Source organism: Streptomyces sp. NPDC051976 (assembly GCF_040680795.1).
In the GTDB taxonomy this organism is placed as follows: Bacteria; Actinomycetota; Actinomycetes; order Streptomycetales; family Streptomycetaceae; genus Actinacidiphila.
Genome location: NZ_JBFAXL010000016.1, coordinates 1 through 20,824 on the forward strand (window position 1 = coordinate 1; position 20,824 = coordinate 20,824).

At 72.2% G+C, this 20,824-nt stretch carries 23 protein-coding genes; 12 read left to right on the forward strand and 11 right to left on the reverse strand.

Annotated elements, in window-relative coordinates; genetic code table 11:
* Nucleotides 1–113: 113 nt before the first annotated feature.
* Nucleotides 114–1,367 carry a hypothetical protein gene (locus AB0M29_RS18115; protein ID WP_365383615.1) on the reverse strand — a complete coding sequence of 418 codons (1,254 nt, stop codon included), beginning with the start codon at nucleotides 1,365–1,367 and terminating at the stop codon, nucleotides 114–116.
* Nucleotides 1,368–1,512: 145 nt separating this feature from the next.
* Between AB0M29_RS18115 and AB0M29_RS18120 the strand changes: the two genes are divergently transcribed.
* Both AB0M29_RS18120 and AB0M29_RS18125 read left to right on the forward strand, forming a co-directional pair.
* Nucleotides 1,513–2,274, forward strand: a complete 762-nt coding sequence (locus tag AB0M29_RS18120) for a methyltransferase domain-containing protein (RefSeq protein ID WP_365383617.1) — start codon at nucleotides 1,513–1,515, stop codon at nucleotides 2,272–2,274.
* A 35-nt stretch (nucleotides 2,275–2,309) separates the two neighbouring features.
* Nucleotides 2,310–2,711 (forward strand): DUF4440 domain-containing protein, encoded by a 402-nt coding sequence (locus tag AB0M29_RS18125; RefSeq protein ID WP_365383619.1) that lies wholly within the window; start codon nucleotides 2,310–2,312, stop codon nucleotides 2,709–2,711.
* Nucleotides 2,712–2,716: 5 nt separating this feature from the next.
* Here the strand turns inward: AB0M29_RS18125 and AB0M29_RS18130 are convergent, their stop codons facing one another.
* Nucleotides 2,717–3,364, reverse strand: a complete 648-nt coding sequence (locus AB0M29_RS18130; RefSeq protein ID WP_365383844.1) for a TetR family transcriptional regulator — start codon at nucleotides 3,362–3,364, stop codon at nucleotides 2,717–2,719.
* Nucleotides 3,365–3,519: 155 nt separating this feature from the next.
* Between AB0M29_RS18130 and AB0M29_RS18135 the strand changes: the two genes are divergently transcribed.
* Together AB0M29_RS18135 and AB0M29_RS18140 are read left to right on the forward strand one after the other, a co-directional pair.
* A complete protein-coding gene (locus AB0M29_RS18135) occupies nucleotides 3,520–5,049 on the forward strand; it encodes an MFS transporter (protein ID WP_365383621.1) in 1,530 nt (509 codons plus the stop codon).
* A 205-nt stretch (nucleotides 5,050–5,254) separates the two neighbouring features.
* Nucleotides 5,255–5,989 (forward strand): DUF6585 family protein, encoded by a 735-nt coding sequence (locus AB0M29_RS18140; protein WP_365383622.1) that lies wholly within the window; start codon nucleotides 5,255–5,257, stop codon nucleotides 5,987–5,989.
* 300 nt (nucleotides 5,990–6,289) lie between these two features.
* On the opposite strand, the gene AB0M29_RS18145 is transcribed toward AB0M29_RS18140, so the two are convergent.
* On the reverse strand, nucleotides 6,290–7,474 hold the full coding sequence (locus AB0M29_RS18145; RefSeq protein ID WP_365383624.1) for a helix-turn-helix domain-containing protein: 1,185 nt from the start codon (nucleotides 7,472–7,474) through the stop codon (nucleotides 6,290–6,292).
* Between the two features lie 149 nt (nucleotides 7,475–7,623).
* Between AB0M29_RS18145 and AB0M29_RS18150 the strand changes: the two genes are divergently transcribed.
* Nucleotides 7,624–9,111, forward strand: a complete 1,488-nt coding sequence (locus tag AB0M29_RS18150) for a long-chain fatty acid--CoA ligase (protein ID WP_365383626.1) — start codon at nucleotides 7,624–7,626, stop codon at nucleotides 9,109–9,111.
* An 82-nt stretch (nucleotides 9,112–9,193) separates the two neighbouring features.
* Here AB0M29_RS18150 and AB0M29_RS18155 read toward each other — a convergent pair whose 3' ends face one another.
* Nucleotides 9,194–9,670, reverse strand: coding sequence for a hypothetical protein (locus AB0M29_RS18155; RefSeq protein ID WP_365383628.1), 477 nt, complete (start codon nucleotides 9,668–9,670; stop codon nucleotides 9,194–9,196).
* A gap of 135 nt (nucleotides 9,671–9,805) precedes the next feature.
* Here AB0M29_RS18155 and AB0M29_RS18160 point away from each other — a divergent pair, with 135 nt between their 5' ends.
* Both AB0M29_RS18160 and AB0M29_RS18165 read left to right on the forward strand, forming a co-directional pair.
* Entirely contained in the window at nucleotides 9,806–11,086 is a 1,281-nt protein-coding gene (locus AB0M29_RS18160; RefSeq protein WP_365383630.1) for a hypothetical protein, read from the forward strand.
* Between the two features lie 46 nt (nucleotides 11,087–11,132).
* Nucleotides 11,133–11,771 (forward strand): histidine phosphatase family protein, encoded by a 639-nt coding sequence (locus AB0M29_RS18165; protein WP_365383632.1) that lies wholly within the window; start codon nucleotides 11,133–11,135, stop codon nucleotides 11,769–11,771.
* Nucleotides 11,772–11,843: 72 nt separating this feature from the next.
* Here the strand turns inward: AB0M29_RS18165 and AB0M29_RS18170 are convergent, their stop codons facing one another.
* A complete protein-coding gene (locus AB0M29_RS18170; protein ID WP_365383634.1) occupies nucleotides 11,844–12,341 on the reverse strand; it encodes a hypothetical protein in 498 nt (165 codons plus the stop codon).
* Between the two features lie 175 nt (nucleotides 12,342–12,516).
* Between AB0M29_RS18170 and AB0M29_RS18175 the strand changes: the two genes are divergently transcribed.
* A complete protein-coding gene (locus AB0M29_RS18175; RefSeq protein ID WP_365383636.1) occupies nucleotides 12,517–13,653 on the forward strand; it encodes a helix-turn-helix transcriptional regulator in 1,137 nt (378 codons plus the stop codon).
* Between the two features lie 35 nt (nucleotides 13,654–13,688).
* Here AB0M29_RS18175 and AB0M29_RS18180 read toward each other — a convergent pair whose 3' ends face one another.
* A complete protein-coding gene (locus tag AB0M29_RS18180) occupies nucleotides 13,689–14,237 on the reverse strand; it encodes a VOC family protein (protein ID WP_365383638.1) in 549 nt (182 codons plus the stop codon).
* Nucleotides 14,238–14,270: 33 nt separating this feature from the next.
* Nucleotides 14,271–15,233: a LysR family transcriptional regulator gene (locus tag AB0M29_RS18185; RefSeq protein WP_365383640.1), complete on the reverse strand. Its 963-nt coding sequence runs from the start codon at nucleotides 15,231–15,233 to the stop codon at nucleotides 14,271–14,273.
* 260 nt (nucleotides 15,234–15,493) lie between these two features.
* Here AB0M29_RS18185 and AB0M29_RS18190 point away from each other — a divergent pair, with 260 nt between their 5' ends.
* Genes AB0M29_RS18190 through AB0M29_RS18200 form a run of 3 tightly spaced genes read left to right on the forward strand, consistent with a single transcriptional unit; the run spans nucleotide 15,494 to nucleotide 16,883 of the window.
* Nucleotides 15,494–16,090, forward strand: coding sequence for a hypothetical protein (locus tag AB0M29_RS18190; RefSeq protein WP_365383642.1), 597 nt, complete (start codon nucleotides 15,494–15,496; stop codon nucleotides 16,088–16,090).
* Entirely contained in the window at nucleotides 16,087–16,473 is a 387-nt protein-coding gene (locus AB0M29_RS18195) for an SgcJ/EcaC family oxidoreductase (protein ID WP_365383644.1), read from the forward strand. Before AB0M29_RS18190 ends, AB0M29_RS18195 begins: the two co-directional genes overlap by 4 nt.
* Nucleotides 16,470–16,883: a VOC family protein gene (locus tag AB0M29_RS18200; RefSeq protein WP_365383646.1), complete on the forward strand. Its 414-nt coding sequence runs from the start codon at nucleotides 16,470–16,472 to the stop codon at nucleotides 16,881–16,883. Before AB0M29_RS18195 ends, AB0M29_RS18200 begins: the two co-directional genes overlap by 4 nt.
* Here AB0M29_RS18200 and AB0M29_RS18205 read toward each other — a convergent pair.
* From AB0M29_RS18205 to AB0M29_RS18220, 4 genes are all read right to left on the reverse strand, one after another.
* A complete protein-coding gene (locus AB0M29_RS18205; RefSeq protein ID WP_365383648.1) occupies nucleotides 16,850–17,470 on the reverse strand; it encodes a hypothetical protein in 621 nt (206 codons plus the stop codon). The two genes, AB0M29_RS18200 and AB0M29_RS18205, sit on opposite strands and share 34 nt — an antisense overlap.
* A gap of 10 nt (nucleotides 17,471–17,480) precedes the next feature.
* Entirely contained in the window at nucleotides 17,481–18,182 is a 702-nt protein-coding gene (locus tag AB0M29_RS18210; RefSeq protein ID WP_365383650.1) for a hypothetical protein, read from the reverse strand.
* Nucleotides 18,175–18,921 (reverse strand): polyprenol monophosphomannose synthase, encoded by a 747-nt coding sequence (locus AB0M29_RS18215; RefSeq protein WP_365383651.1) that lies wholly within the window; start codon nucleotides 18,919–18,921, stop codon nucleotides 18,175–18,177. The genes AB0M29_RS18210 and AB0M29_RS18215 overlap by 8 nt, the downstream gene beginning before the upstream one ends.
* Nucleotides 18,922–19,029: 108 nt before the next feature.
* Nucleotides 19,030–19,806 carry a methyltransferase domain-containing protein gene (locus AB0M29_RS18220; protein WP_365383653.1) on the reverse strand — a complete coding sequence of 259 codons (777 nt, stop codon included), beginning with the start codon at nucleotides 19,804–19,806 and terminating at the stop codon, nucleotides 19,030–19,032.
* 108 nt (nucleotides 19,807–19,914) lie between these two features.
* Between AB0M29_RS18220 and AB0M29_RS18225 the strand changes: the two genes are divergently transcribed.
* Nucleotides 19,915–20,676, forward strand: coding sequence for a DeoR/GlpR family DNA-binding transcription regulator (locus AB0M29_RS18225; RefSeq protein WP_365383654.1), 762 nt, complete (start codon nucleotides 19,915–19,917; stop codon nucleotides 20,674–20,676).
* Nucleotides 20,677–20,824: the final 148 nt, after the last annotated feature.

Sequence of the window (20,824 nt, forward strand, 5' to 3'; positions counted from 1 at the left end):
TGGAATTGTGTGTTGTTGAGTGGTGTTGTAGTGCGTTGTCGTTGGCCGCGGGGTGGGCGCGGGGGGCGGGGCCGCGGGTCCCCCCCCGCCCCCCCCCCCCCGCGCCGGGGTGGTCAGCAGTTGGGTATGACGACGCCGTTGTTGTCCTTGGCCTCGTCGTTGCCCCAGCGGGAGAGGTAGTAGGCGGAGACGTACTGGTTGGCGGGGCCGACGTCGGGGTCGGTCCGCAGCCACCAGTGGTTGTAGCTGCTTCCGCTGCCGATCTGGCGGCCCCAGACCTTGCAGTAGACGTAGTTGGTGCCCTGGTAGAGGGTGCCGGTCTGCGCGGTGCTGGTGGCGGAGGCGTAGACGGGGGCGTTGGCGAAGGTGTCGACCCAGTACTTGCCGGTCGGAGTTCCGCCGCCGGTCCACAGGTAGGTGACGGTCACCCAGCCGTTGTCGTTGAGGCCGACGTTGTAGAAGGTGCCGTCGGCCAGGTCGATGCCGGCCGGGTTGGACACATGGCGGCCGAAGCCGTCCAGGCCGCCGTTGTAGCCGTTCTGGTAGGCGGCCTGTGCTTCGGGCAGGCCCTGGGCCAGGTCGCCGAAGCTCTGGCGGGTGGAGGAGGGGTTCCAGTAGTCGTCGGTGGTGTTCCACGGCCCGACGTCCCACACGGGGGCGGTCTCGCAGCGCACCGGCCCGCAGACCTGCACGGAGTACTGGCCGCTGCCGTTGGGCGACAGCCCGCGCCGTGAGGGCAGCGCCACGAAGTGGTCGTTGGACTGGATGACATGGCCGTTGGCGGTGGTGCCGCCGACCAGGCCCTCGCGGGTGGCGTAGACCCGGGAGCTGACGGACGCCGCCGCGAGCGGGGCCCCGGCCGTCTGCGGTGCCGCCACGAGGTCCGCGCTCAGGTACAGCGCGCGGACCCGGGCGCGGCCGCCGGTGTCCTGGACGGTGACACGGCTCTGGACGGCGGTGACGGTGGCGGGCAGGATCGCGGGCGCGGTGAGGGTCGCCTCCCGCCATTCGGTCCAGGTGCCCTGGGCGGTGAGGCCGCGTACGTCGACGGCGGCGGTCGCCCCGGCGGGCAGGTCGGCCCGCAGGTCGGCGGTGACGCGGTTGGCGGGCGCGGCCAGGGAGTGCGCGGGCTCGGTCTGCGAGCCGTAGCCCGTACCGCCGGTGCCCGCCGCGGCCGGGTGGAAGGTCTGGGAGGCCACCGCGAACGCCCCGCCGACGTGCCGGAGGTTCACCTCCTGGGCGCCGCCGCCGCCGAGGTCGACGCTCCATCTCGCCGGGGACGCGCCCGCGGTGTCCGCGGTGGCCGCGGGCACGGTTGCGCCGAAGAGTAAGGCGCCGAGGGCCGCGGCGACCATGCCGCGGCGCATGAGGCGGGAGCCTGGGATGCGGCCCGCGGACGGGGGAGAAGGGGGCTCTTCGCGCGTAGATGATGTGTGCATGACCGAAAACTAATATGCGGGACGCCGGTCCACCAGAGCGCCACGCCGGGCCCGCGGAGGCGATGATGAAGGGATGACCGCCAGCTCTCGCGCACAGTCGTTCGACGTGGCCGCGGCTCAGTACGCCGCCAGTCGCCCCTCCTACCCGGCCGAACTCTTCGACTCCGTCGAGGAGTTCGCGGACCGTCGGCTGGCGGGCGCCCGGGTCGCCGATGTCGGCGCGGGGACCGGAATCGCCAGTGCGCTGCTGCGGGAGCGGGGCGCCGAGGTGATCGCCGTGGAGCCGGGGGAGGCCATGGCCGGTGAGTTCCGGCGAGCGCTCCCGGGGGTGCCGATCGTGCGCGGCGACGGCAACGCCCTTCCGCTGACCGCCGCTTCCCGCGACCTCATCACGTACGCGCAGTCCTGGCAGTGGACCGACCCCGGCAGGTCCGTCCCGGAGGCGCTGCGTGTCCTGCGAGCCGGCGGCGCGCTGGCCGTCTGGTGGAACACCACCGCCTTCGACGTGCCCTGGATCCGCGACCAGCACGCCCGTATCGCCCATCACTGCGGAGTGGAGCCGAGGTCCGCGGTGCGTCCTTCGGACGGTGACGCCGTCCGGTTGGCGGGGCTGACGGGGCTGCGGGTCGCGCGCCGTCACATCCGCTGGAGCCGCACCGTCCCCCTCGACACGCACCTCGCCAACATCGGCAGCCGCTCGGCGTTCCTCGTCCTCGGAGAGGCTGCCCGCCGCGCGTTCCTCGTCGACGAGCGTGCGCGGCTCGGCGGGCTCTTCCCTCGCGAGGAGGTGGAGGAGAGCTACGTGGTCGACCTCCTGGTCGCGCTCCGGCCCTGACGTGCCGGGTGTCCCCGCGCTGCTACTGTCGCGCCATGTCCAAGCGCGAGATAGACGCGGTGACCGCCGAGTTCTTCGGTGCCTTCGACAACCGCGGCGGCAAGCCGGCCGACGTCGCCCGCATCCGTCGGCTGGTCCTTCCCGGCGGCGTGATCGTCAAGACCGGCCCGCAGTTCGAGGTCTACACCGTCGAGCAGTTCATCGAGCCCCGCAGCCGCCTCCTCGCCGACGGCCGGCTGGTCGAGTTCTCCGAGTGGGAGACCTCCGAGCAGACCGAGATCACCGGCGACATCGCCTCCCGCGTCGGCGGCTACCGCAAGTCCGGCATCCTCGACGGCCGGCCGTTCGAAGGTGTCGGCACCAAGACCATCCAGTTCGTCCGCACCCCCGCGGACGGCTGGCGCATCGCAGCCCTCGCCTGGTACGACCAGCCCTGACCCGCTCAGCCCCCCGCCTGCAGGCGCAGGCCCGCCAGGGTCAGGTCCAGTGCGGAGCGGAACTGGTCGACGTCTTCGTGGCCGTCGAACTCGTCGACGATCTCGTGGACGAAGGGGTAGTCGTCGGGGTCGAGCTCGCGCCAGGCCCGGGCGAAGCGGCCGAGGTATTCGTCGCGGCTCACGGCGCCCTTGAGGACCTCCTGGGGTGGCTCCTGGCCCATGTCGACGGCTGAGCCGACGACGACGCCGACGACGGCGGACACCGCGTGGAACCGCTGGCGTGCGGTGAGGTCCAGGCGGAGGGTCTGCCGGCCGAGCTTCTCGTAGAGGCGCATGGAGTTGGTCTGTGCGTCGGTGTTGCGCATGAAGTAGGCGCCCAGCCAGGGCCGGTCCACGATCGCGTCGAAGAGGGTGACGGCCATGGCGCGGAGGTCGTCGATCGGGTCGTCGCCGGACGGGAGTTTCTCGATGTCGGCCAGGACCCCGCCGATGACGTGGTCGGTGGCGCGGTCGAGTAGCTCCTCCTTGTTGGCGACGTACCAGTAGATGCTGGCGACGCCGCCGCCGAGGCGCTGGGCGAGCGCCCGGAAGGTCAGCGCGGAGGCTCCGGACTCGTCGAGCAGGGCGACCGTCTCGGTGAGTACGGACTCCATCGAGTGAGAAGCCCGTCGACGGCCCTCGCTCGCGCGGTTCTGCAGGCGTGCCATGGCTCACATCCCAACCTGTCTTGCACTGTATCGAACGTTGTTCTATCGTACCCTATCGTACGTTGTTCGATAGTCGAATGACGTTCGATTGGAGGACTGCCATGACGACCACCACGCTGCAAGCCCCGTCACCACGCACTTACCCGTCCCTGCGCGCGGCGTGGATTCCGCTCGCCGCCCTCTGCCTGGCCTTCTTCGTCGAGATGGTCGACAACACGCTGCTGTCGATCGCGCTGCCCACGATCGGCCGCGACCTCGGCAGCGGGACGACCGCGCTGCAGTGGGTCACCGGGGCGTACTCGCTGACCTTCGGCGGCCTGCTGCTCACCGCCGGGTCGACAGCCGACCGGTTCGGGCGCCGCCGGGTGCTGCTGGTGGGACTCGCCGTGTTCGGCGCGCTGAGCCTGTGCGTCGTGTTCGTGACGACGACGGGCGAGCTCATCGCCCTGCGGGCCGCACTCGGCATCGCCGCCGCCGCGATGGCCCCGATCACGAACTCGCTGGTCTTCCGCCTGTTCGGCGACAAGGACCTGCGGATGCGCGCCATGACGGTGATGATCGTCGTCGGCATGTCCGGCTTCGTCCTCGGCCCGCTGCTCGGTGGCACCGCACTGGCCCACGTCCGGTGGGAGTGGCTGCTGGTCGTCAACGCCCCGATCGCGGTGCTCGCGTGCATCGGCGTACGGCTCGGCGTCCCGGCCGACCAGCCGGAGGACCTGACCGACGACGCACTCGACCTCCCGGGCGCCGCCCTGAGCGTCGCCGCCATCGGCCTCGCCTGCTACTCGCTGACCAGCGGCGTCGACCACGGCTGGCTGTCCGCGACCACCCTCGCGGCGATCGTCGGCGCCGTCGCCGCCGCGTTCGCGTTCGTGTGGCACGAGCGGCGCAGCGCCGCCCCCATGCTCGATCTGCGCCTGTTCTCCAACGGCACCGTCCGCGGCGCCGCCGTCGCCCAGATCGGGACGTCCATCGCGATGGCCAGCGTGATGTTCGGGCTGATCCTGCACTTCCAGTACGCGTACGGATGGAGCCCGGTGCGGGCGGGCCTGGCCAATCTGCCGATCATCGTGACGATGCTCGTCGCGACCCCGCTGTCCGAGTGGCTCGCGCGCCGGTTCGGCCACCGCGTCGCCTGTCTGGTCGGCGCCGCCTGCATGGCCGGCTCGCTGGCGGGTCTGTCCTGGGGCGTCGAGCACGGGTACGCCGCCATCGCCGTCTGCATGGTGATCATGACCATCGGGCTGCGTACCGTGATGACGATCTGCGCGGTCGCACTCGTCGACGCGATGCCGGCCAACCGCACCTCCATCGGCGCCGCCCTCAACGACACCGCCCAGGAGGTCGGCACCAGCGTCGGCACCGCGGTCGTCGGCACCCTGATCGCCGCACTGGTCACCACCCACCTCCCGGCGGGCACCTGGAGCGGCGACCTCGTCGCGTCCTTCTTCCGTGGTGAGCGCATCACCTACGCCGTACTCGCGGTCGTCGTCGGACTGATCGCGGCCGGCGGCGCGCTGAGCCTCACCAACTCGCGCACCGTCGAGGAAGCAGCGGGTGAGGAGTCCGCGGGTGAGGAGCCCGCGGGCGAGGAAGCCGCCAGCCAGCAGCCGAGCGAGCAGCCCGTCTGACGGTGGCGTCCGTCGGCGGCGGTGTGCGACGAGTGTCCGCGCAGGCCGCAGGACCTGCGTAGCCGGGTGCGTACTTCTACGGATGCCGGGGCAGTGGCGGTCGTGGCAGCATCGTGGTCACGACCGTCGGCGCGCAGGAACCGGGAATGGGAATCGCCTGGTACGAGCAGGCGAACGGCCCATTCACCGAACGAAGTTGAGGTTCATGCCCGCGACAACTCCCCTGGAAGCCCTGCCCCCTGCCACCGCCGAACTGGCGGCACGGCATGAACTGGGCGCCCTGATCGCCACCTTCATGCCCAAACGGTTCGGCTGGTTCATCAAGCTGAGCGCCTACACGACGCTCGCGGTAGGGCTCTTCCTGTTCGTGGTGCCCGGCGTGGTGATCTACTACGTGGTGCTGCGCCGGTCCCCGGACTTCAACCCCAAGCTGCGTGGGAAGCGGCTGCACCTCTTCGAGCACGGGATGATCGCGGACCGGGAGACCGGCGAGGGCGCGGTGGCCGTCCGCTGGGACCGGGTCCGGCTCTACGAGAAGAAGGTCCAGCAGATCATCAACGGCACACCGGGCCCGGTCCAGCACACCTGTGTGGCGATGGCCCCCGGGGCGAGCGTGACCGTCACCGACTTCTACGAGGGCGGCCCGACCTGGTCCGCCGCCATGCAGCGGGCAGTGCTGCGGGCGCAGGGCGGCACGGCGCAGAAGGCGTTCCTGGCGGGTGAGGTCCTGGACTTCGGCGAGTTCGACCTCTCGACCGCGGGTGTCACGTACCGCAAGCAGATGGTGCCCTGGGCCCAGGTGGAGAAGGTCACGTACGGCATGGGCGTCGTCGCGGTGACGAAGACCGGCGACTCCAGGTCCTGGGCCCGCGCCATGGTCGACACCGTCCCGAACCTGTCGGTGTTCGCGGCCCTGGTCGACAGGTACGGCAAGCCCTGAGCATGCCTGGTCACCGGCGACCGGGGCCGGTGGGGGCGGGTCTGGGCTCGGTGGAGCAACCCATCTTGCGGCAGTCGGCGTTCGAGCAGGACATGGCTGTTCTCCGCTCCGTCATGGGGATGGTTCGGGGCGCGCGGAACCCCCGTCGTGAGCCCCAAGGGCATCCCACAGCTCGGCAACTGTGGTGCCCACGACGGCAGTTGGTACGGGTGGTGCCAACAGGTCGGTTGCCCGCGATCGGATGGAGTAACCGAACAGGAACGCGGTCACCCGGCGGCGGCCGTCACTCACCCGCCCGACTCACTGGACGTCCTCGCCGAGCGACGGCCCCGTGCGGCGGACCGCGAGGAGTGCCGCGCCGATGTCCGCCGCCGCGCGGGGGTCGGACAGGGAGCGGCCCGTCAGCTCCTCGACGCGGCGCAGCCGGTAGCGGACGGTGTTGGGGTGGACGAAGAGGCCGCGGGCCGCGTCCGCGGCGGAACCGGCGGCGGCGTACCAGTGCTCCAGGGTGTCGAGGAGACGGGAGCGTTCCGCGGCGGGGAGTACGAGAACGGGGCGCAGCACCACCTCCATGAGGTGGGCCGCCTCGGCGGGGGCGGCGGCGACGACCATGGCCAGCGGGTTGTCGTCGAAGCGCGCGACGCCGGGGCCGGTGCCCTGGAGGCCGGCCAGGGCCAGCCGGGCGAAGCGCAGGGCCTGCGGAGTGTCCCGTAGCGAGGGGAAGCACGGGCTGACTCCGACGCGGGCGCCCGCGCGGCGCAGGATACGCAGGCAGGTGCGCTCCGCCGTCGCCGTGGGCAGGGCGGCCAGGCCGATCTGCTGGTCGGGCAGCAGCCGCCAGGCGAAGTGGATCCGGGCCTGGCGCAGGGCTGCTTCGGTGCCCGCGAGGGGTTCCTCGCCGGGAGCGTCGGCCGCCGCCGCGGCGACCACGTAGGGCCCGCGGTCGGGCAGCCCCAGCTCGCGCGCGGTCTCCCACAGCGTCTGGTTGGTGACGACACCGGTGAACAGCGCCTCCACGAGCGCCGAGCGGCGCGCCTGCCGCCGTGAGGTCAGGTCGGCGGTCGTCTCCCGGTAGGCGGCCGCGACCGCCTCCGCGTAACGGCCGAACAGGGCCCAGGTCTGCGCCGACTGGGAGACCAGTTGGGCGTCGGTGACCTCGGGCCGGGTCCGCGCCTCGGCGAGCACCTCCGTCCACAGCAGCTCGAACCCGATCCGGTACGCGTGCAGGGTGTCCGCCAGCGGCACGCCCTGCTCGGCGCGGAGATGGCCGGTCTCCCGCGCCGGGCTCGGATCCTGCCCGCCTTCGTGGCCGAACTGGTCCAGCAGCAGCTCCGCGTTGGCGGTGCACGAGCGCCGCAGCGACTCGAAGGAGATGAGCGACTCGTCCTTGTACGCGTCGACGTCCGCCCGGATGCGTTGCGCCATCAGCTCGCCCAGTTCCGGCAGCCTCGTCTGAAGCGCCGACACCACACCGGAGAGGTTCATTCCCGCAGCGTAGCGCCCCGGTTTTGTCCCCGGGAACAATCCCGGGCGGCGGACGCTGTCATACGGTCCATAGGCCGTCACCACGGGCACCTGCACCATGTCGGGAACGTGAACAGCGGATTTCGAGGGCGACATTCGTGGAGGCGGTCATGGCCAATCTGGCGGAGTTCCTGGTGGAGACGGCGCGGCGACAGCCGGATCGCCCCGCGCTGCGCATGGGGGGCCAGGTCACGAGCTACGCGGAACTCGACGACCGCAGCGCCCGCGCCGCCGCGTTCCTGCGGGCCGAGGGCGTACGACCCGGAGACCGCGTCGCGCTGATGCTGCCCAACGTTCCCGAGTTCGTCGTCCTCTACTACGGGGTGCTGCGCGCCGGAGCGGTCGTCGTCCCCGTGAACCCGCTGCTCAAGACCCGGGAGACCGAGTACCACCTGCGCGACTCCGGCGCGGCGATGCTCTTCGAGTGGCACCAGGCGCCGGGCGAGGGCGCGCAGGGCGCGGCCGCCGCCGGGGCGCGGCACGTGGCCGTCGAGCCCGCCGCCTTCGCGCGCCTGCTGGCCGGTCATGAGCCGCTGCCGGAGGTGAGCGAGCCGGACGCCGAGGACGTCGCCGTACTGCTGTACACCTCCGGGACCACCGGCCGCCCCAAGGGCGCCACGCTCACCCACGCCGGGCTGCGCCACAACACCGAGGCCAACGCCGTTCATGTGCAGCGGATCACGGCGGACGACGTGGTGGTGGGCTGTCTGCCGCTGTTCCACATCTTCGGCCAGATCTGCACCATGAGCGTCGCCGTCCGCGCCGGTGCCTCGCTCACCCTCATCCCCCGCTTCGACCCGCAGACCGTGCTGGACGCCATCGCCCGTGACCGGGCCACGATCTTCGAGGGCGTGCCCACCATGTACGCGGCGCTGCTCCAGCACCCGTCCGAAGCCGAAGTGTCCACGCTGCGGATGTGCGTCTCCGGCGGGGCCGCGCTGCCCGTGGAGGTGCTGCACGGCTTCGAGCGCCGCTTCGGCTGCGTGGTGCTGGAGGGCTTCGGCATGTCCGAGACCAGTCCTGTGGTCACCTTCAACCACCCCGACCGGCCGCGAAAGGCCGGGTCGATCGGTACCCCGATCAAGGACGTGGAGGTGCGGCTCCTCGACGACAAGGGCCAGGACGTGGCCCCCGGCGAGATCGGCGAACTCGCCGTCCGCGGACCGAATGTGATGAAGGGTTACTGGAACCGCCCGCAGGACACGGCCGCCGCCATCCCCGACGGCTGGCTCCGCAGCGGCGACCTCGCCCGCCAGGACGAGGACGGCTACCTCTACATCGTCGACCGCAAGAAGGACATGATCATCCGCGGTGGCTACAACGTCTACCCCCGCGAGATCGAGGAACTGCTCCACGAGCACCCCGCCGTCGCGATGGCCGCCGTCGTCGGCATCGCGGACACCCGCCTCGGCGAGGAGATCGGCGCCGCGATCGTCCTGCGCCCCCACGCCCGCGCCACCCCCGACGAACTCCGCCAGTACGTCAAGGAGCGCGTCGCCGCCTACAAGTACCCCCGCCAGGTCTGGCTCGTCGACGCACTGCCGACCGGCCCCACCGGCAAGATCCTCAAGCGCGAGATCAGCGCCCCCGCGGAGTGAGAGCGACGCCCCCACGTCAGCCGGCGCGCCGCGCGCCAACCCCGCCCCGGCTGACGCGAGGGGCCTCAACCCCTCGGCCCCCTCAGGACGTTCGCGCTTCCGTGCGGCGCTTCGATCCCACGGCCGCGGTTCCGGCACACATCGCGGCGGCCAGTGCGCATCCCAGCGCGGCCGGAGTGACGTAGGCGGGAACGGACCGCGCCGCGTAGCTCCCGCCCCCCTTGGTCTCGCAGACGAACCGGAGCGGCACGAAGTCCACCCTGTAGCCGACGACATGCAGAGCCCGCTCCTCCTGACCCGGCGTCCGGCAGGGGCGTGGCGGCGAGGAATCGGTCCCCCCGTCGTCCGCGTCCAGGACCGCACCGGCGGCAAGCAGCAGACCCCACGCGTACACGGCAGCCGCGACCGCGCCCAGCAGAGCCCCGAGGCACCGCAGCCACACCTCACGCTCGGTGCGCCGCATCCCCGCCCGGGCGAGCGTGCCGAGGCCGTAGCCGACGAGGGCGAAGGCCGTTACCGCCCCGACCAGGGCGAGCAGCATGAGCAGCGGAAACCACATCGGCCGAGTCCACCAGTGCATGTGCGCAAGGGCTGTGACGGAAGCCACGCCTCCGGCAACGGGGGTGTCACAACTCCTCCGGACGCCGCATCGCGCCGGGCCCGAGTGTCAGACCCCGCGGCTACGGTGGCGGGCGTGACGGATCTTGAGGCCATGGCGCGGGTGCGCGTCAGCAGTGGAAGCCCAGTGGGGCGGTTGGTGTGCCACCCGCGGCTGCCTTTGGTGGCGGGGCTGGACGGGGAGCGCCCGGCGGTTCATGTGTGGAGCTGCGGGGCGGGGGAGTTGCGCGAGCTGGGGTGTGTGGGTGGCGAGTCGGACGTCTACGGGGATGCCCGCGGCTGGGAGCGGGCCGGGCGGACGCCTGACGTGGCCTGGCATCCGGACGAGCCGCGGCTGGTGGTGGCGGGCGGCGGGTCCGCGGTGGTGGAGTGGACGCCTGCCGGGATATCCGCGGTGGACGGCGTCGCCCCGGGGGCCCGCTATCGCCGGGTGGCTTTCGGCCCGGACGGCAGGAATCTGTGGGCGTCGCCGTCGTGCGGCGACGACGGGGAGGCGTGGGACCGCTCGGACGTCATCGATCTGGAGTCAGGGGCGGTCAGCCCGGGGCCGCGGTGGGACACCGGTGTGGTGCCGCATCCCGGCGGCGGGCTGGTGGCCACGCTGGCCAGCGACCAGGGAGCGACGTACGGCCTGTTCGCGCGCGCGGAGCCGGGCGCCGCGACCGGGGCGATGCGCGTGCTCCGACGGGCACTGATCCTGGACGTCGACGGCTACGAGGCACCCCTGTTCAGCGCGGACGGGCGGCACTTCGCGATCCGGGGCAACGCGTACGGGAACACGCTGGAGGTGTTCGCGTTCCCCTCGCTGCGGCGCGTCCTCGCGACGACCCTCGGCAAGCCCAGCCCCGGCTACCCGTATCCGCGGGAGTGGCTGGACCAGATGCGCGCGTGGTCGCGGCACAACCTCGCGTTCGCGGGCCGCCCCGGCGTGCTCTGGATCGGCACACCCACGGGAACCCTGATCGAGGTCGACCTCGAAGCGTCGGGCGCGGCCGAACACGACGTCGTGGCGGGATCTCCCGTCACCGCGCTGGCCGCCACCGCGGCGGGCGAACTCGTCCTCGCCGGCGGCGACGGCGAAATCGTCCTGCTCACTGTGCGCTCCGACGCCGAACGGACAAGTACCTCAGGCCACTTCGACGCCTCCCCGTCCGCGGCGTCGGCGGTCTCCGAGTTCCTCGACGCCACGTCCGAGGTGCCCGACGGCCGTGACCTTGACGAGCAGCTCGTCCTCACCGACGGGGACCGCGACTGGAACCCGTACGATCTGGCGACCGTTCACACCGCGACGGCGGAAGATCCCACCTGGCTCCAGCTCCGCGTGGCCATCAACAAGCTGAGCGACGCGCGGACATGAGCGACCGAATCGGGACCGGACGCCACTCACCGGAGGCAGGCAACCCGTGCGCACTCTGTACGTCGTCACCCACCCCGAGGCGACACACCACGTCGAGGGAATCGTGGGCGGTTGGCATGACTCGCTGCTGACGCCCGCCGGCGTCCGCGCGGCGGTCCGCGTCGCCCGGGCCCTGCGGGCCCAGATCCCGCAGGGCGCCGAAGTAGAGCTGTACTCCTCGGACCTGCGGCGCTGCCGGCGGGTGGCCGACGAGGTGGCCGAACTGTTCGGCGTGCGGCCGGTCCTCGACCGCAGGCTGCGGGAGAAGTCGTACGGCGAGGCCGGGGGAAGGCCGCAGGCGTGGCTGGACCGGCGCTTCGTCCCGCCCCCGGCCGTCGGTGAGCGGATGGCCCACGACGAGGGGGTGGCGGATGCCGAGACCAAGGCCGCTTGGGCGCGGCGCGTCTACGCGGCCACCGAGGACATCCTGCGGAGCCCGTACGAACATCAGATCATCGTCACCCACGGCGGCTCCCTGACGTTCCTCGTCGCGTCCTGGATCAAGATGCCGATCGAGTCCGCCGGATACGTCAGTTTCCGGGCCGCCTCCGGCAGCATCACCACACTGCGGGAGGACGACTTCTTCCACAACCGCCAGGTCGTCAGCCTCGGCGACACCCGCCATCTCGGCCCCGAAGCGGGCTGACCCGACCCCCGGCGGTGGAATCCGCGGGGCGGGTCAGCCCGTCGACGGCGCTCAGTGCTCAGTGCGGTACGGCTACTTGCCGCCGATACCGGTCGTTCCGATGTGGATGATCTTGTGCGTGCCCCGGGTCATGTCGACGACGAGCCTGGTCTTCTGCCCGCTGCCCCAGGTCAGGGTGATCCGGGCCTCGGTGTGGTCCGCCGTCCCGTTGTCGGTGACCGTCCACGAGGCGGGGACGTTCTGCGCGCGCAGCACCCCGTCCGCCTCGTTGGTGTGCTCCCAGGCCACCAGCTTCTTCAGGTAGGCGGAGTCGATGTAGTAGTCGCGCAGCTGGGTGGCGAGCTTGCCGCCGGTGTCCGGGTCGGTCCGGGCGTCGATGTAGGCGCCGTAGAAGTCGGCGATGCGCGTGATGTTGTCGGACGGCTTGCCGCTGACGGTGCGCGGCGTACCGGCGGAGGCCGAGGCGGCGGCGCCGAGTCCGAGGGCCAGGGCGAGCCCGGCGGTGACGGCGGTGCCCCCGAGAGCGAGCCTGGCGCGACGCGTACCGGTCGTGCGGAACGTGCTGGTCATGGGTGTCTCCCCGTGTTCTGGTCGAGGCCTTGGATCCTTGCTCGACGAGCTTCCGCGACCGCCGGGACGACAGGCAACGATGTGCGGGCCTGGAATCATCCCACCCCGCTTGACGTGCTCGTACACGAGTGCCTGGGATGCCGTTCCGGGCCGGGACGACGACGGGGGAAGGACGTTGGCCGAGGACGAGGTCGCGGAGTTCGCCGCGCTGCTGACGGAACTGAAGGCCCGTACGGGTCGCAGCTACGACTCGCTGGCCCGGCGCGTGCGGATGAACACCTCGACCCTGCACCGCTACTGCGCGGGCGACGCGGTGCCGCAGGACTTCGCGCCCGTTGAGCGCCTCGCGGCGTTCTGCGGAGCGACCGAGCCGGAACGGCTGGAACTCCACCGCAGATGGCTGGGGGCGCTGGCGGCCCGGCAGCGGCCACGTACCCCTACCGCGCCGGAGGCTTCCCGGGAACCGGTGGCCGACCGTGGGCCGGAGACCCCCGTACGGACGGCGGGCGTACGTGAGCCCGCGCCCCGGCCCCGGCCTCGGCGACGACGCCTGATGGCGGTCCGCGCGGCAACGGTCCTCACGGTCATCCTCGGAGTGGCGTCCTTCACCCTGTACGCCGACCGGAGACCGGCAGGCCCTCCGCAGGCCGCGGCCGTCACCCCCTCGGGCCCGCGACCGCCACAGGCCGTACCGCTCACCTGGACGGCCGACTCGCAGGTCTGGGAGGGAGGTTGCGACCACGACTACGTCATCGCTGAGGCGCCCCGCCAGGTTCCCCCGCCACCTGCCCCGCAGGACGCCGCCGCCTGGGCGGCGACCCAGGGCGCGGTGCACGGGCACGAGACAGAGGTGCGGATCTCGGTGCAGGGCCGGACCGACACCGCCGTCATCCTCCAGGACCTCCGGGTCCGCGTCGTCGGGCGTACGCATCCCGCCCCGGGTACCGCCTACTCGATGGCCCAGGGGTGCGGCAGCGACATGGCGCCCCGCTACTTCGCTGTCGACCTGGACAAGGACCGCCCCGTCCCGCACGCGGTGGCGGCCGTGGATCAGGGCGTCCGCGGGCCCGCCGCGAACATGCCCTACCGCGTCTCCGCCCGCGATCCCGAAGAGCTGCTGGTCAAGGCCACCACCAACGGCTGCGACTGCCGCTGGTACCTCGAACTCGACTGGTACTCCCAGGGCCGCACCGGCACCGTCCGCATCGACGACCACGGCCGGCCCTTCCGCACCACCGCGATCAACGGCCTGCCGCACTACTGGTACGGCTCCGTGGGATCACGGCGCCAGTGGACGCCCGTGACCGGCTGACGTCCCACGCCCCGTCCGCGGAGAGGAAGCCGGGCTCATCGCGCTCGTGAGGCTCCGTCCGCGGGAGCGGGCTGCCGCGGAGCCAGTCGGGCGCAGGCGCCCTCGGTGGTGGCGCCGTAGCGGGCGATCTCCGCGTCGATGTCGAGTGCGCCGCGGGTGGAGGGGGCGGTGTCGTCGAGGAGGGAGGGCGGGACGAGCCAGCAGACCTCGAACTCCAGGCCGTCGGGGTCCTTGGCATAGACGCCCTTGGTGGTGCCGTGGTCGGCCGCGCCGACGAGGGCGCCGCGGTCGGCGAGGCGCTCGGCGACGGTGCGGAGGTCGGCGAGGGTGGGGACTTCCCAGGCGAGGTGGTAAAGGCCGGTCTCGCCGTGCCCGGCACGGGTCGCGGCGGCCTGCGGGCCGAGGCCGAACAGCCCGAGGTCGTGGTCGTTGTCGGATTCCGGCGCCTGGAGGAAGACGGCTTTGCGGGGTGCCTCGCCGGACTCGGCGACCACCGTGAATCCGAGGACTTCCGTATAGAAACGGGTGCTGGCAGCCGCGTCCCGCACCCACAGGACCGCGTGATTGATTCCCCGGACGGGCACGGGAATTCCTCCGAAATCTCTACGGCGGTGTCTCTACGGCAGAGCGAATTCCGCTCCGCCTCGCCGCCACCATTGTGCATACACGTCGTCGGCCCCGACAAGGGCGAGGTATCCGTCGGCGATATGCGCGCACAGGGCGTCCACGACGGGGGCGACCGGGGAATCGGTGCGCCAGGCGAGGACCAGCTCGCGGAACAGCGGGTCGCCGGTGAGGGTGAGGGTCGCCAGGGACTCGCGGGCGGTGCCCAGCGGGTAGAGCGGGCAGACCGCGTCCCCGGCCGCCGTGAGGGAGAAGGCGACATGGGACTCGTCGGTGACGTGCGCGACGCGCTGTTCGAACCCGGTACGGCGGCAGGTCTCGGCCACGAAGTGGTTCATGCCGCTGTCGTCGGGGTGCGGCATCACCCAGTCGTCGTCCGCCAGGTTGGCCAGCGCGACCCGGCCCGCGGCGGCGAGACGGTGACCGAGCGAGACCCCGACGAAGATCGGCTCGGTCAGCAGGACCCGCTGTGTCACCCCGGACGGCAGCGTCAGCGCGGTGCCGGGGAACCGGCGCAGCACCGCCACGTCGAGTTCGCAGGAGGCGAGCAGTGCGGTGACGGTGTCGGTGCGCCGTACCGTGCGGCTGGTCGTACCGCGAGTGGGCAGCAACGCGCCGAGCGCCTTGATCAGCAGGCTGAACTGCTGCGCGGGCACACCGCCGACGCGCACCGGTGCCTGCGCGTCGTCCTGGAGGGCGCGGCGGGCGGTGCGCGTCAGGCCCGCCAGATCCGCCCGGATGCGGGCGGCGTCGCGGACGAAGAGCGTGCCCGCGCGGGTGGGCAGCACGCCGTCCGGGAGCCGGACGAACAACTCGCCGCCCAAGTGCTGCTCGATCCGCTGGAGTTGGGCGGTCACCGCGGGCTGGGTGAGGTGCAGCCGGGCGGCGGCCCGCCGCAGGCTGCCCGCCTCGGCGATGGTGAGGACCAGATCGAGATGCCGCACGTCCAGACGCATGTCCGGATCGTACGGTCGCCGCGGCCCACCCGACAGAAGGGTTATCGCCGAATGCGATAGGGCCGCATTCGGGGCAGCGGTCGACAATTCCGGTCCCGCCGGACGCTCCCCGGGTCATGGCCTGGTTGCCCGTGCGCCGCGCCCGGTGCCACGGTCGGATGCCGGCCTTCGGAGCGCCGGCCTCCGAACAGGTGGGTTACGTGCTGACGCATACCAGGAACGAGAACGGGCGTGCCGTGCGGGCGCCGGAGCTTTCCGCCGTGCTGTTTTCCGAATCCGCACTGGATCGATTTCTGGCGGCGGCCGTCCGGGAATACGCGAAGATCACCGAGAGTGATCCGGTACCGTGCTTCGCGGTATTACTCGGTACGGCCGTGGACGGCGACTGGCTGGTTCATGACGTGGCGTTCGGCCGCAACGCCCGCACCACCGACCCCAGCGCCCGCCAGGAGTTCGCCTCGACCATCGTGCCCCGCTTCGGGGCGGCCTACGAGAACCCGGTCCGCGCCTGGTGGCTGGACTCCGCCGACCTGCTGCACATCGCACGCGAGGCCGACCGCCGGGACCTGGACATCCTCGGCTCCGTCCACATGCACCCCGACTGGCACCGGCTCGGCCCCCAACAGGCCCGCGCCCACCCCCTGGACGAGTGCCCCACCGAGATGGACCGCCACGTGTTCCGCGGCAGCGGCTGGCCGGTCAACGTCGTCTGCTACGTGGAGCGCCGGCACGCGGCGCACGGCTACGCCCTCTCCGCCTGGGACGCGGAGTGCCGGCGGCTCGCCCTGCGGGTCCACCGGCCCGCCGTCACCGATGCCCGTGTCGTGCCCGACGACGAGGAGAGCGAGCGACGATGACGGACGACGACGTGTACGCGCTGTGGCAGACCATGGCTGCGGGCTGGCTGCGCGGCGACGCCGAGGCGTTCGGCGCGGTCTTCGCCGAGGACGTCGACTTCGTGACCGTACGCGGCGAGGAACTACGCGGCCGCGAGGCGGTGGTGGCCGGGCACGCCCGACTGTTCGCCGGGCCGCTGCGGGGCACCCGGCTCCTCCCCGAGATCCATCTCGTCCGTCCGCTCACCGGCGGACTCGGCCTGGTCCACGCGGTGACCGTCATCGAACCGCACGGCCCCACCACCCACGCGCAGGCGATCGTGGCGGACGCCCCGAACGGACCGCTGATCGCCGCCTTCCACAACATGACCGTCCCGGCACCACCCCGAGGAGACCAGAAGTGAACCGGCCCCGCCTGCGCCATGTCGCCCTGGTCGTCCAGGATCCCGCCGCTGCCGCCGCCTTCTACCGCGAGACCCTCCAGATGACGCAGTTCCACCAGGACCCGGACGGCAGCCGCTTCGTCACCGACGGGTACATCAACCTCGCGCTCATCCAGCAGCGCCTGGACGGCGACGTGCCCACCGGCTTCAACCACTTCGGCTTCCACGTCCCCGACGTCGCCTCCGTCGCGGACCTGATGACCCGGCGCGGCGTCCCCCGCCCCGCCCTGCGCGCCGGCGACCGGCCCTTCGCCGAGTACCGCGCCATCGACCCGGAGGGCAACTGGTTCGACCTCTCCGAGCACGGCTTCCTGCCGCCGAGCGCCACCGACTCGCCTCAGTACAACGGCCACGCCGAGCGCGGGGTGTGAAGTCGGGCCCGGGCGGCGCCGGCGCGCTCGAGCTCTTCGACCAGGACGGTCAGCACGACGCGGGCGAGCATCGGCATGACCTGGTCCTTGGCGTCCAGCCGCACCTCCAGCTTCGCTTCGTCGATCCGGCTGCTGTTCGCGTAGTAGGGCGCGAGGGGGACCTCGGACTCGGGGGGAACGCGGCCGTCCCGCGTCGCGTGGCCGATCGACGGATGGGCGGCCCGCAGCGCGGCGGCGCCGGCCCGCGGGTCGCAGTGGGTGAGGGCGACGCCCCACACCTGGCCGCTCAGGTGTTCGTGGCCTTCCCCGCGGACTGTGGTGATCGGCAGGGTGCCCGGGTCGACGGTGATGCCGCCGGGCCGGGAGAGGGAGGCCGCCGCGCGGCGCATCCATACGGCGGCGCGTGCGTCGAACGCCTCGAGGTACGCCTGCGTGATCCGCCAGGGCATGTCGACGGCGTCGAGTTCGGCCGCCGCGGCGAACTGTTCCTCGGCGCCGTCCCGGTCACCCGCGGCCAGTAGCTCGCGGCCGCGCTGGAATGCTGCCTCGCTCCTGTCGGACCGGGCACCGAACCGCTGTCCATCCATGGCCCCATGCCTACCAGCCCGTCCCCGGACGGCGGGCCGTTTCTCCGGGGCCGACGGCGAGGAGCGCGCCCGGCTGTTCGCGCTCGGGACGCAGCAGGACCTCGCTGCCCAGGGGGGTGAACCCGCAGGCGAGGAAGGCGCGCAGGGAGCGGGCGTTGCCGGGGGAGACGGCGGCGAAGACCGGTTGGCCTGCCGGGACCAGGGAGAGGGCGTCGGTGAGGAGCGAGCGGCCGCGTCCTTGGCCGCCGTCCTGAACGTCATGGAGTTCGATGCTGAGCTCCCGCCGTCCGGCGAGGCCGTCGGCCAGGGTGATGAGACCGCGGGCGTCACCGTGGACCGTGACGTTCGTCCGCAGCTCCCGAGCGTGGCGGACACGCGGGTGAGCGTCCGCGTCGGTCAGCGCTGCCAGTCGCGGCGGGCCGCCCGTGCCGCGGGCGGCGAGCGTCGCGTCGGTGACACCGATCCACCCCTCGGGTCCGGCGAGGTGCCGCAGGAAGTCCGGCGAGAGCGACGCGCCGAAGCCATCGGGCCCGAGGGCGTGCACGGCCCGGTCGGTCAGCGCGGTGGCGACGACGGCGTGCCCGGTGAAGGCGACCGAGCACTCGAGCCCTCCCGCCAGGGGCGGCAGCACCGTCACCCGGCCGTCGACGGGCGGGAAGCAACCGTCGGCGGCGGCCGTGAAGTACGGGAGGAGCGGGTGCGCGTCACCCACCGGTGCTCCCCGTGCGGCCGAAGCGCAGCCGCCAGGGGGTGAGCGCGGATTCGAGCTGCACGGCCAGGCTCATCTTCGACGCGCCCTGCGTGCGTTCCTCGAACGTGATGGGCAGTTCGAGGATGGTGAACCCTCGTCTGACGGTGCGGTAGTTCATCTCGACCTGGAAGGAGTACCCGTTGCTGTGGATCGACGGGAGGTCGATCGCGCGGAGCGTCGCGGCTCGCCAGGCCTTGAAACCGGCGGTGGCGTCCTTCACGTGCAGTCGCAGGATCGCGTTGACGTAGAAGTTGGCCCAGGCGGAGAGGGCCTTGCGGTGCCACGGCCAGTCGGCGGCGGTCGAACCGCCCGCCACGTAGCGGGATCCGAGGACGACGGCGGCGTTCCGCGTCAGCAGCGCGTCGATCATCGCGGGGATCACCGCGGCCGGGTGCGAGAGGTCGGCGTCCATCTGGACCACCACATCGGCGCCCTCGTCCAGCGCGCGCGTCATCCCGGCAACATAGGCGCGGCCGAGCCCGTCCTTCGTGCCGCGGTGCAGCACGCCGACGGTGTCGGGTGACGCCGCCGCCAACTCGTCGGCGACCGCGCCCGTGCCGTCGGGCGAGTCGTCGTCGACCACGAGCAGGTGCAGATCGGGCACGGGGAGGTCCGCGAGCAGACCGGCCAGGACGGGCAGGTTGTCCCGCTCGTTGTACGTCGGCACGACGACAACGACCTTCGGGGGTGAGACGGCCATCGGTGATTCCTCGGGGAGATGTCGGGGTCGGCCCCGTCCTGCGCTTCCGCCGGGGCTCCTGCCGTTATACGCCGTAGATCGCGGCCGTCGCCGCCACGACGGGCGCGACTACACCTCGGCCACCACGATGTAGAGCGTCACCGCCGCCAGGAACGGACCCTGGGCGAGCCCGCTCAGCCAGGTTTCCGCCTCCCGCTCGCTGAAGTACCCGGCCTCGACAGCGCGCCGCGTCGTGCGCTCCAGGCCCAGGATGCTGTCCGCTACCCGGAGTTCGCGGAACACCTGGGTGACCGGGATGACCTCGGGCACGGTGAATCCGCACTCGGTCGCCAGACGGGCGAGCTGCCTGCCGACGGCGGCGTTGCGTACGACGCGGTCGACCACATGGCGGGTGTAGGCGCGCGTCAGGTGCGTGTCGGGGTGGTCGACGGTCAGGGTGTCCCAGTCGGGCTCACCCATGACCAGCCGCCCGCCCGGCCGCAGGACCCTGCGGATCTCGCCGAGCGCGGCCAGGGGATCGGCCACATGCTGCAGGACCCGGTCGGTCCGTGCCCGGTCGGCGCTGTCATCGTCCAGCGGCAGGTCGTGAACGTCTCCGTGCCGGACCTCCACCACGGACCGACCGGCCGTGCGCTCCCGGGCGGCGGCCACCATCTTCTCGTCGAGGTCGACGCCGATGACGGCGCCGGCCGGAGCGACCGCCTGGGCGAGGGCATCGAGGTCGGTCCCCGGACCGCAGCCGAGGTCGAGCACGCGGTGCCCGGCACGCGGATCGAGGGCGTCGAACATGCGCCGCTTGTAGAAGCGGCCGGGATCGCTCACGGCCAGCCGGTCGAGGTAACGGATGGCATCGGGTGTGGTCGTCTCGAACGCGGAGGATGTCATGGGCCCAAGTCAACCAACTGCGGGCACGGTGCAGGACGGCGAACGCAACGCACATTCCCGATGTTCGCCAGGCAGCTCGGAGAACAGCGGGGAGGTACGATCGGAGGCGTGGCGAACACGGACCGGTTGAGGCACATCACCGACGCGGTACGGGAAGCGGGCACCCTCAGCGTCGCCGAACTGGCTTCGCTGACGGAGACGTCCGAGATGACGATCCGGCGCGATCTGGAGACGCTCGCCGAACAGGGACTCCTGGAGCGGTACCGCGGCGGGGCCAGGAGTCTGGTGCTCAGCGGCGAGGAGCCTCCGTTCGTCCTGCGGGTCCAGGAGGGGCTGGAGGCGAAGCAGCGGATCGCCGCCGAGGTGGCCTCCCTGATCGCCGACGGGGAGTCGGTGGTGGTCGACAGCGGCACCACCTGTCTGGAGGTGGCCCGCGCGCTGCGCGGCAGGCGGCTGACCCTGATGCCGTTGTCCCTGCAATCGGTGAACGTGCTCGCCGACGCGCCCGGACAGCTGACGCTCCTGGTGCCCGGCGGTCGGCCCCGGCCCGGCGAAGGCGCGCTGATCGGCCCGCTGACCCGGGCCTCCCTCGCGACGGTGCGCTTCGATACCGCGGTCCTCGGCTGCTGCGGCCTGAGCGCGATGGACGGGCTGACCGCGTACGACCTGGACGACGCCGACATCAAACTCGCGGCCATCGCCTCGGCCCGCCGGGTCATCGCCGTCACGGAGGCCGCCAAGTTCCACCGCGCCGCCTTCGCCTTCGTCGCCCCCGCCTCGTCGCTGCACGAGGTGGTCACCGACTCCTCCGCCGCCGACGACGAGGTCGAGGCCCTCCGCGCGGCCGGCGTGAAAGTACGCACGGTCTGAGCGCGTCACCGGGCCGCAAGGTACCGGGTTCCACGCCCTCAGTGAGCCCTGCTCGGGGACCGGCGTGCCCGGCACGCGGGAGCGTACCGGGCACGTGGCGAGCGGGCCGAGCCCGCGCGCGGGAGTGGGCGCGGGGTCGGTGAGGGTG

Coding starts and splice junctions, on each gene's coding strand:
- AB0M29_RS18115 (WP_365383615.1), bottom strand. CDS start 1,367: ATGCGCCGCGGCATGGTCGCCGCGGCCCTCGGCGCCTTACTCTTCGGC.
- AB0M29_RS18120 (WP_365383617.1), top strand. CDS start 1,513: ATGACCGCCAGCTCTCGCGCACAGTCGTTCGACGTGGCCGCGGCTCAG.
- AB0M29_RS18125 (WP_365383619.1), top strand. CDS start 2,310: ATGTCCAAGCGCGAGATAGACGCGGTGACCGCCGAGTTCTTCGGTGCC.
- AB0M29_RS18130 (WP_365383844.1), bottom strand. CDS start 3,364: ATGGAGTCCGTACTCACCGAGACGGTCGCCCTGCTCGACGAGTCCGGA.
- AB0M29_RS18135 (WP_365383621.1), top strand. CDS start 3,520: ATGACGACCACCACGCTGCAAGCCCCGTCACCACGCACTTACCCGTCC.
- AB0M29_RS18140 (WP_365383622.1), top strand. CDS start 5,255: ATGCCCGCGACAACTCCCCTGGAAGCCCTGCCCCCTGCCACCGCCGAA.
- AB0M29_RS18145 (WP_365383624.1), bottom strand. CDS start 7,474: ATGAACCTCTCCGGTGTGGTGTCGGCGCTTCAGACGAGGCTGCCGGAA.
- AB0M29_RS18150 (WP_365383626.1), top strand. CDS start 7,624: ATGGCCAATCTGGCGGAGTTCCTGGTGGAGACGGCGCGGCGACAGCCG.
- AB0M29_RS18155 (WP_365383628.1), bottom strand. CDS start 9,670: ATGTGGTTTCCGCTGCTCATGCTGCTCGCCCTGGTCGGGGCGGTAACG.
- AB0M29_RS18170 (WP_365383634.1), bottom strand. CDS start 12,341: ATGACCAGCACGTTCCGCACGACCGGTACGCGTCGCGCCAGGCTCGCT.
- AB0M29_RS18185 (WP_365383640.1), bottom strand. CDS start 15,233: ATGCGTCTGGACGTGCGGCATCTCGATCTGGTCCTCACCATCGCCGAG.
- AB0M29_RS18195 (WP_365383644.1), top strand. CDS start 16,087: ATGACGGACGACGACGTGTACGCGCTGTGGCAGACCATGGCTGCGGGC.
- AB0M29_RS18205 (WP_365383648.1), bottom strand. CDS start 17,470: ATGGATGGACAGCGGTTCGGTGCCCGGTCCGACAGGAGCGAGGCAGCA.
- AB0M29_RS18215 (WP_365383651.1), bottom strand. CDS start 18,921: ATGGCCGTCTCACCCCCGAAGGTCGTTGTCGTCGTGCCGACGTACAAC.
- AB0M29_RS18220 (WP_365383653.1), bottom strand. CDS start 19,806: ATGACATCCTCCGCGTTCGAGACGACCACACCCGATGCCATCCGTTAC.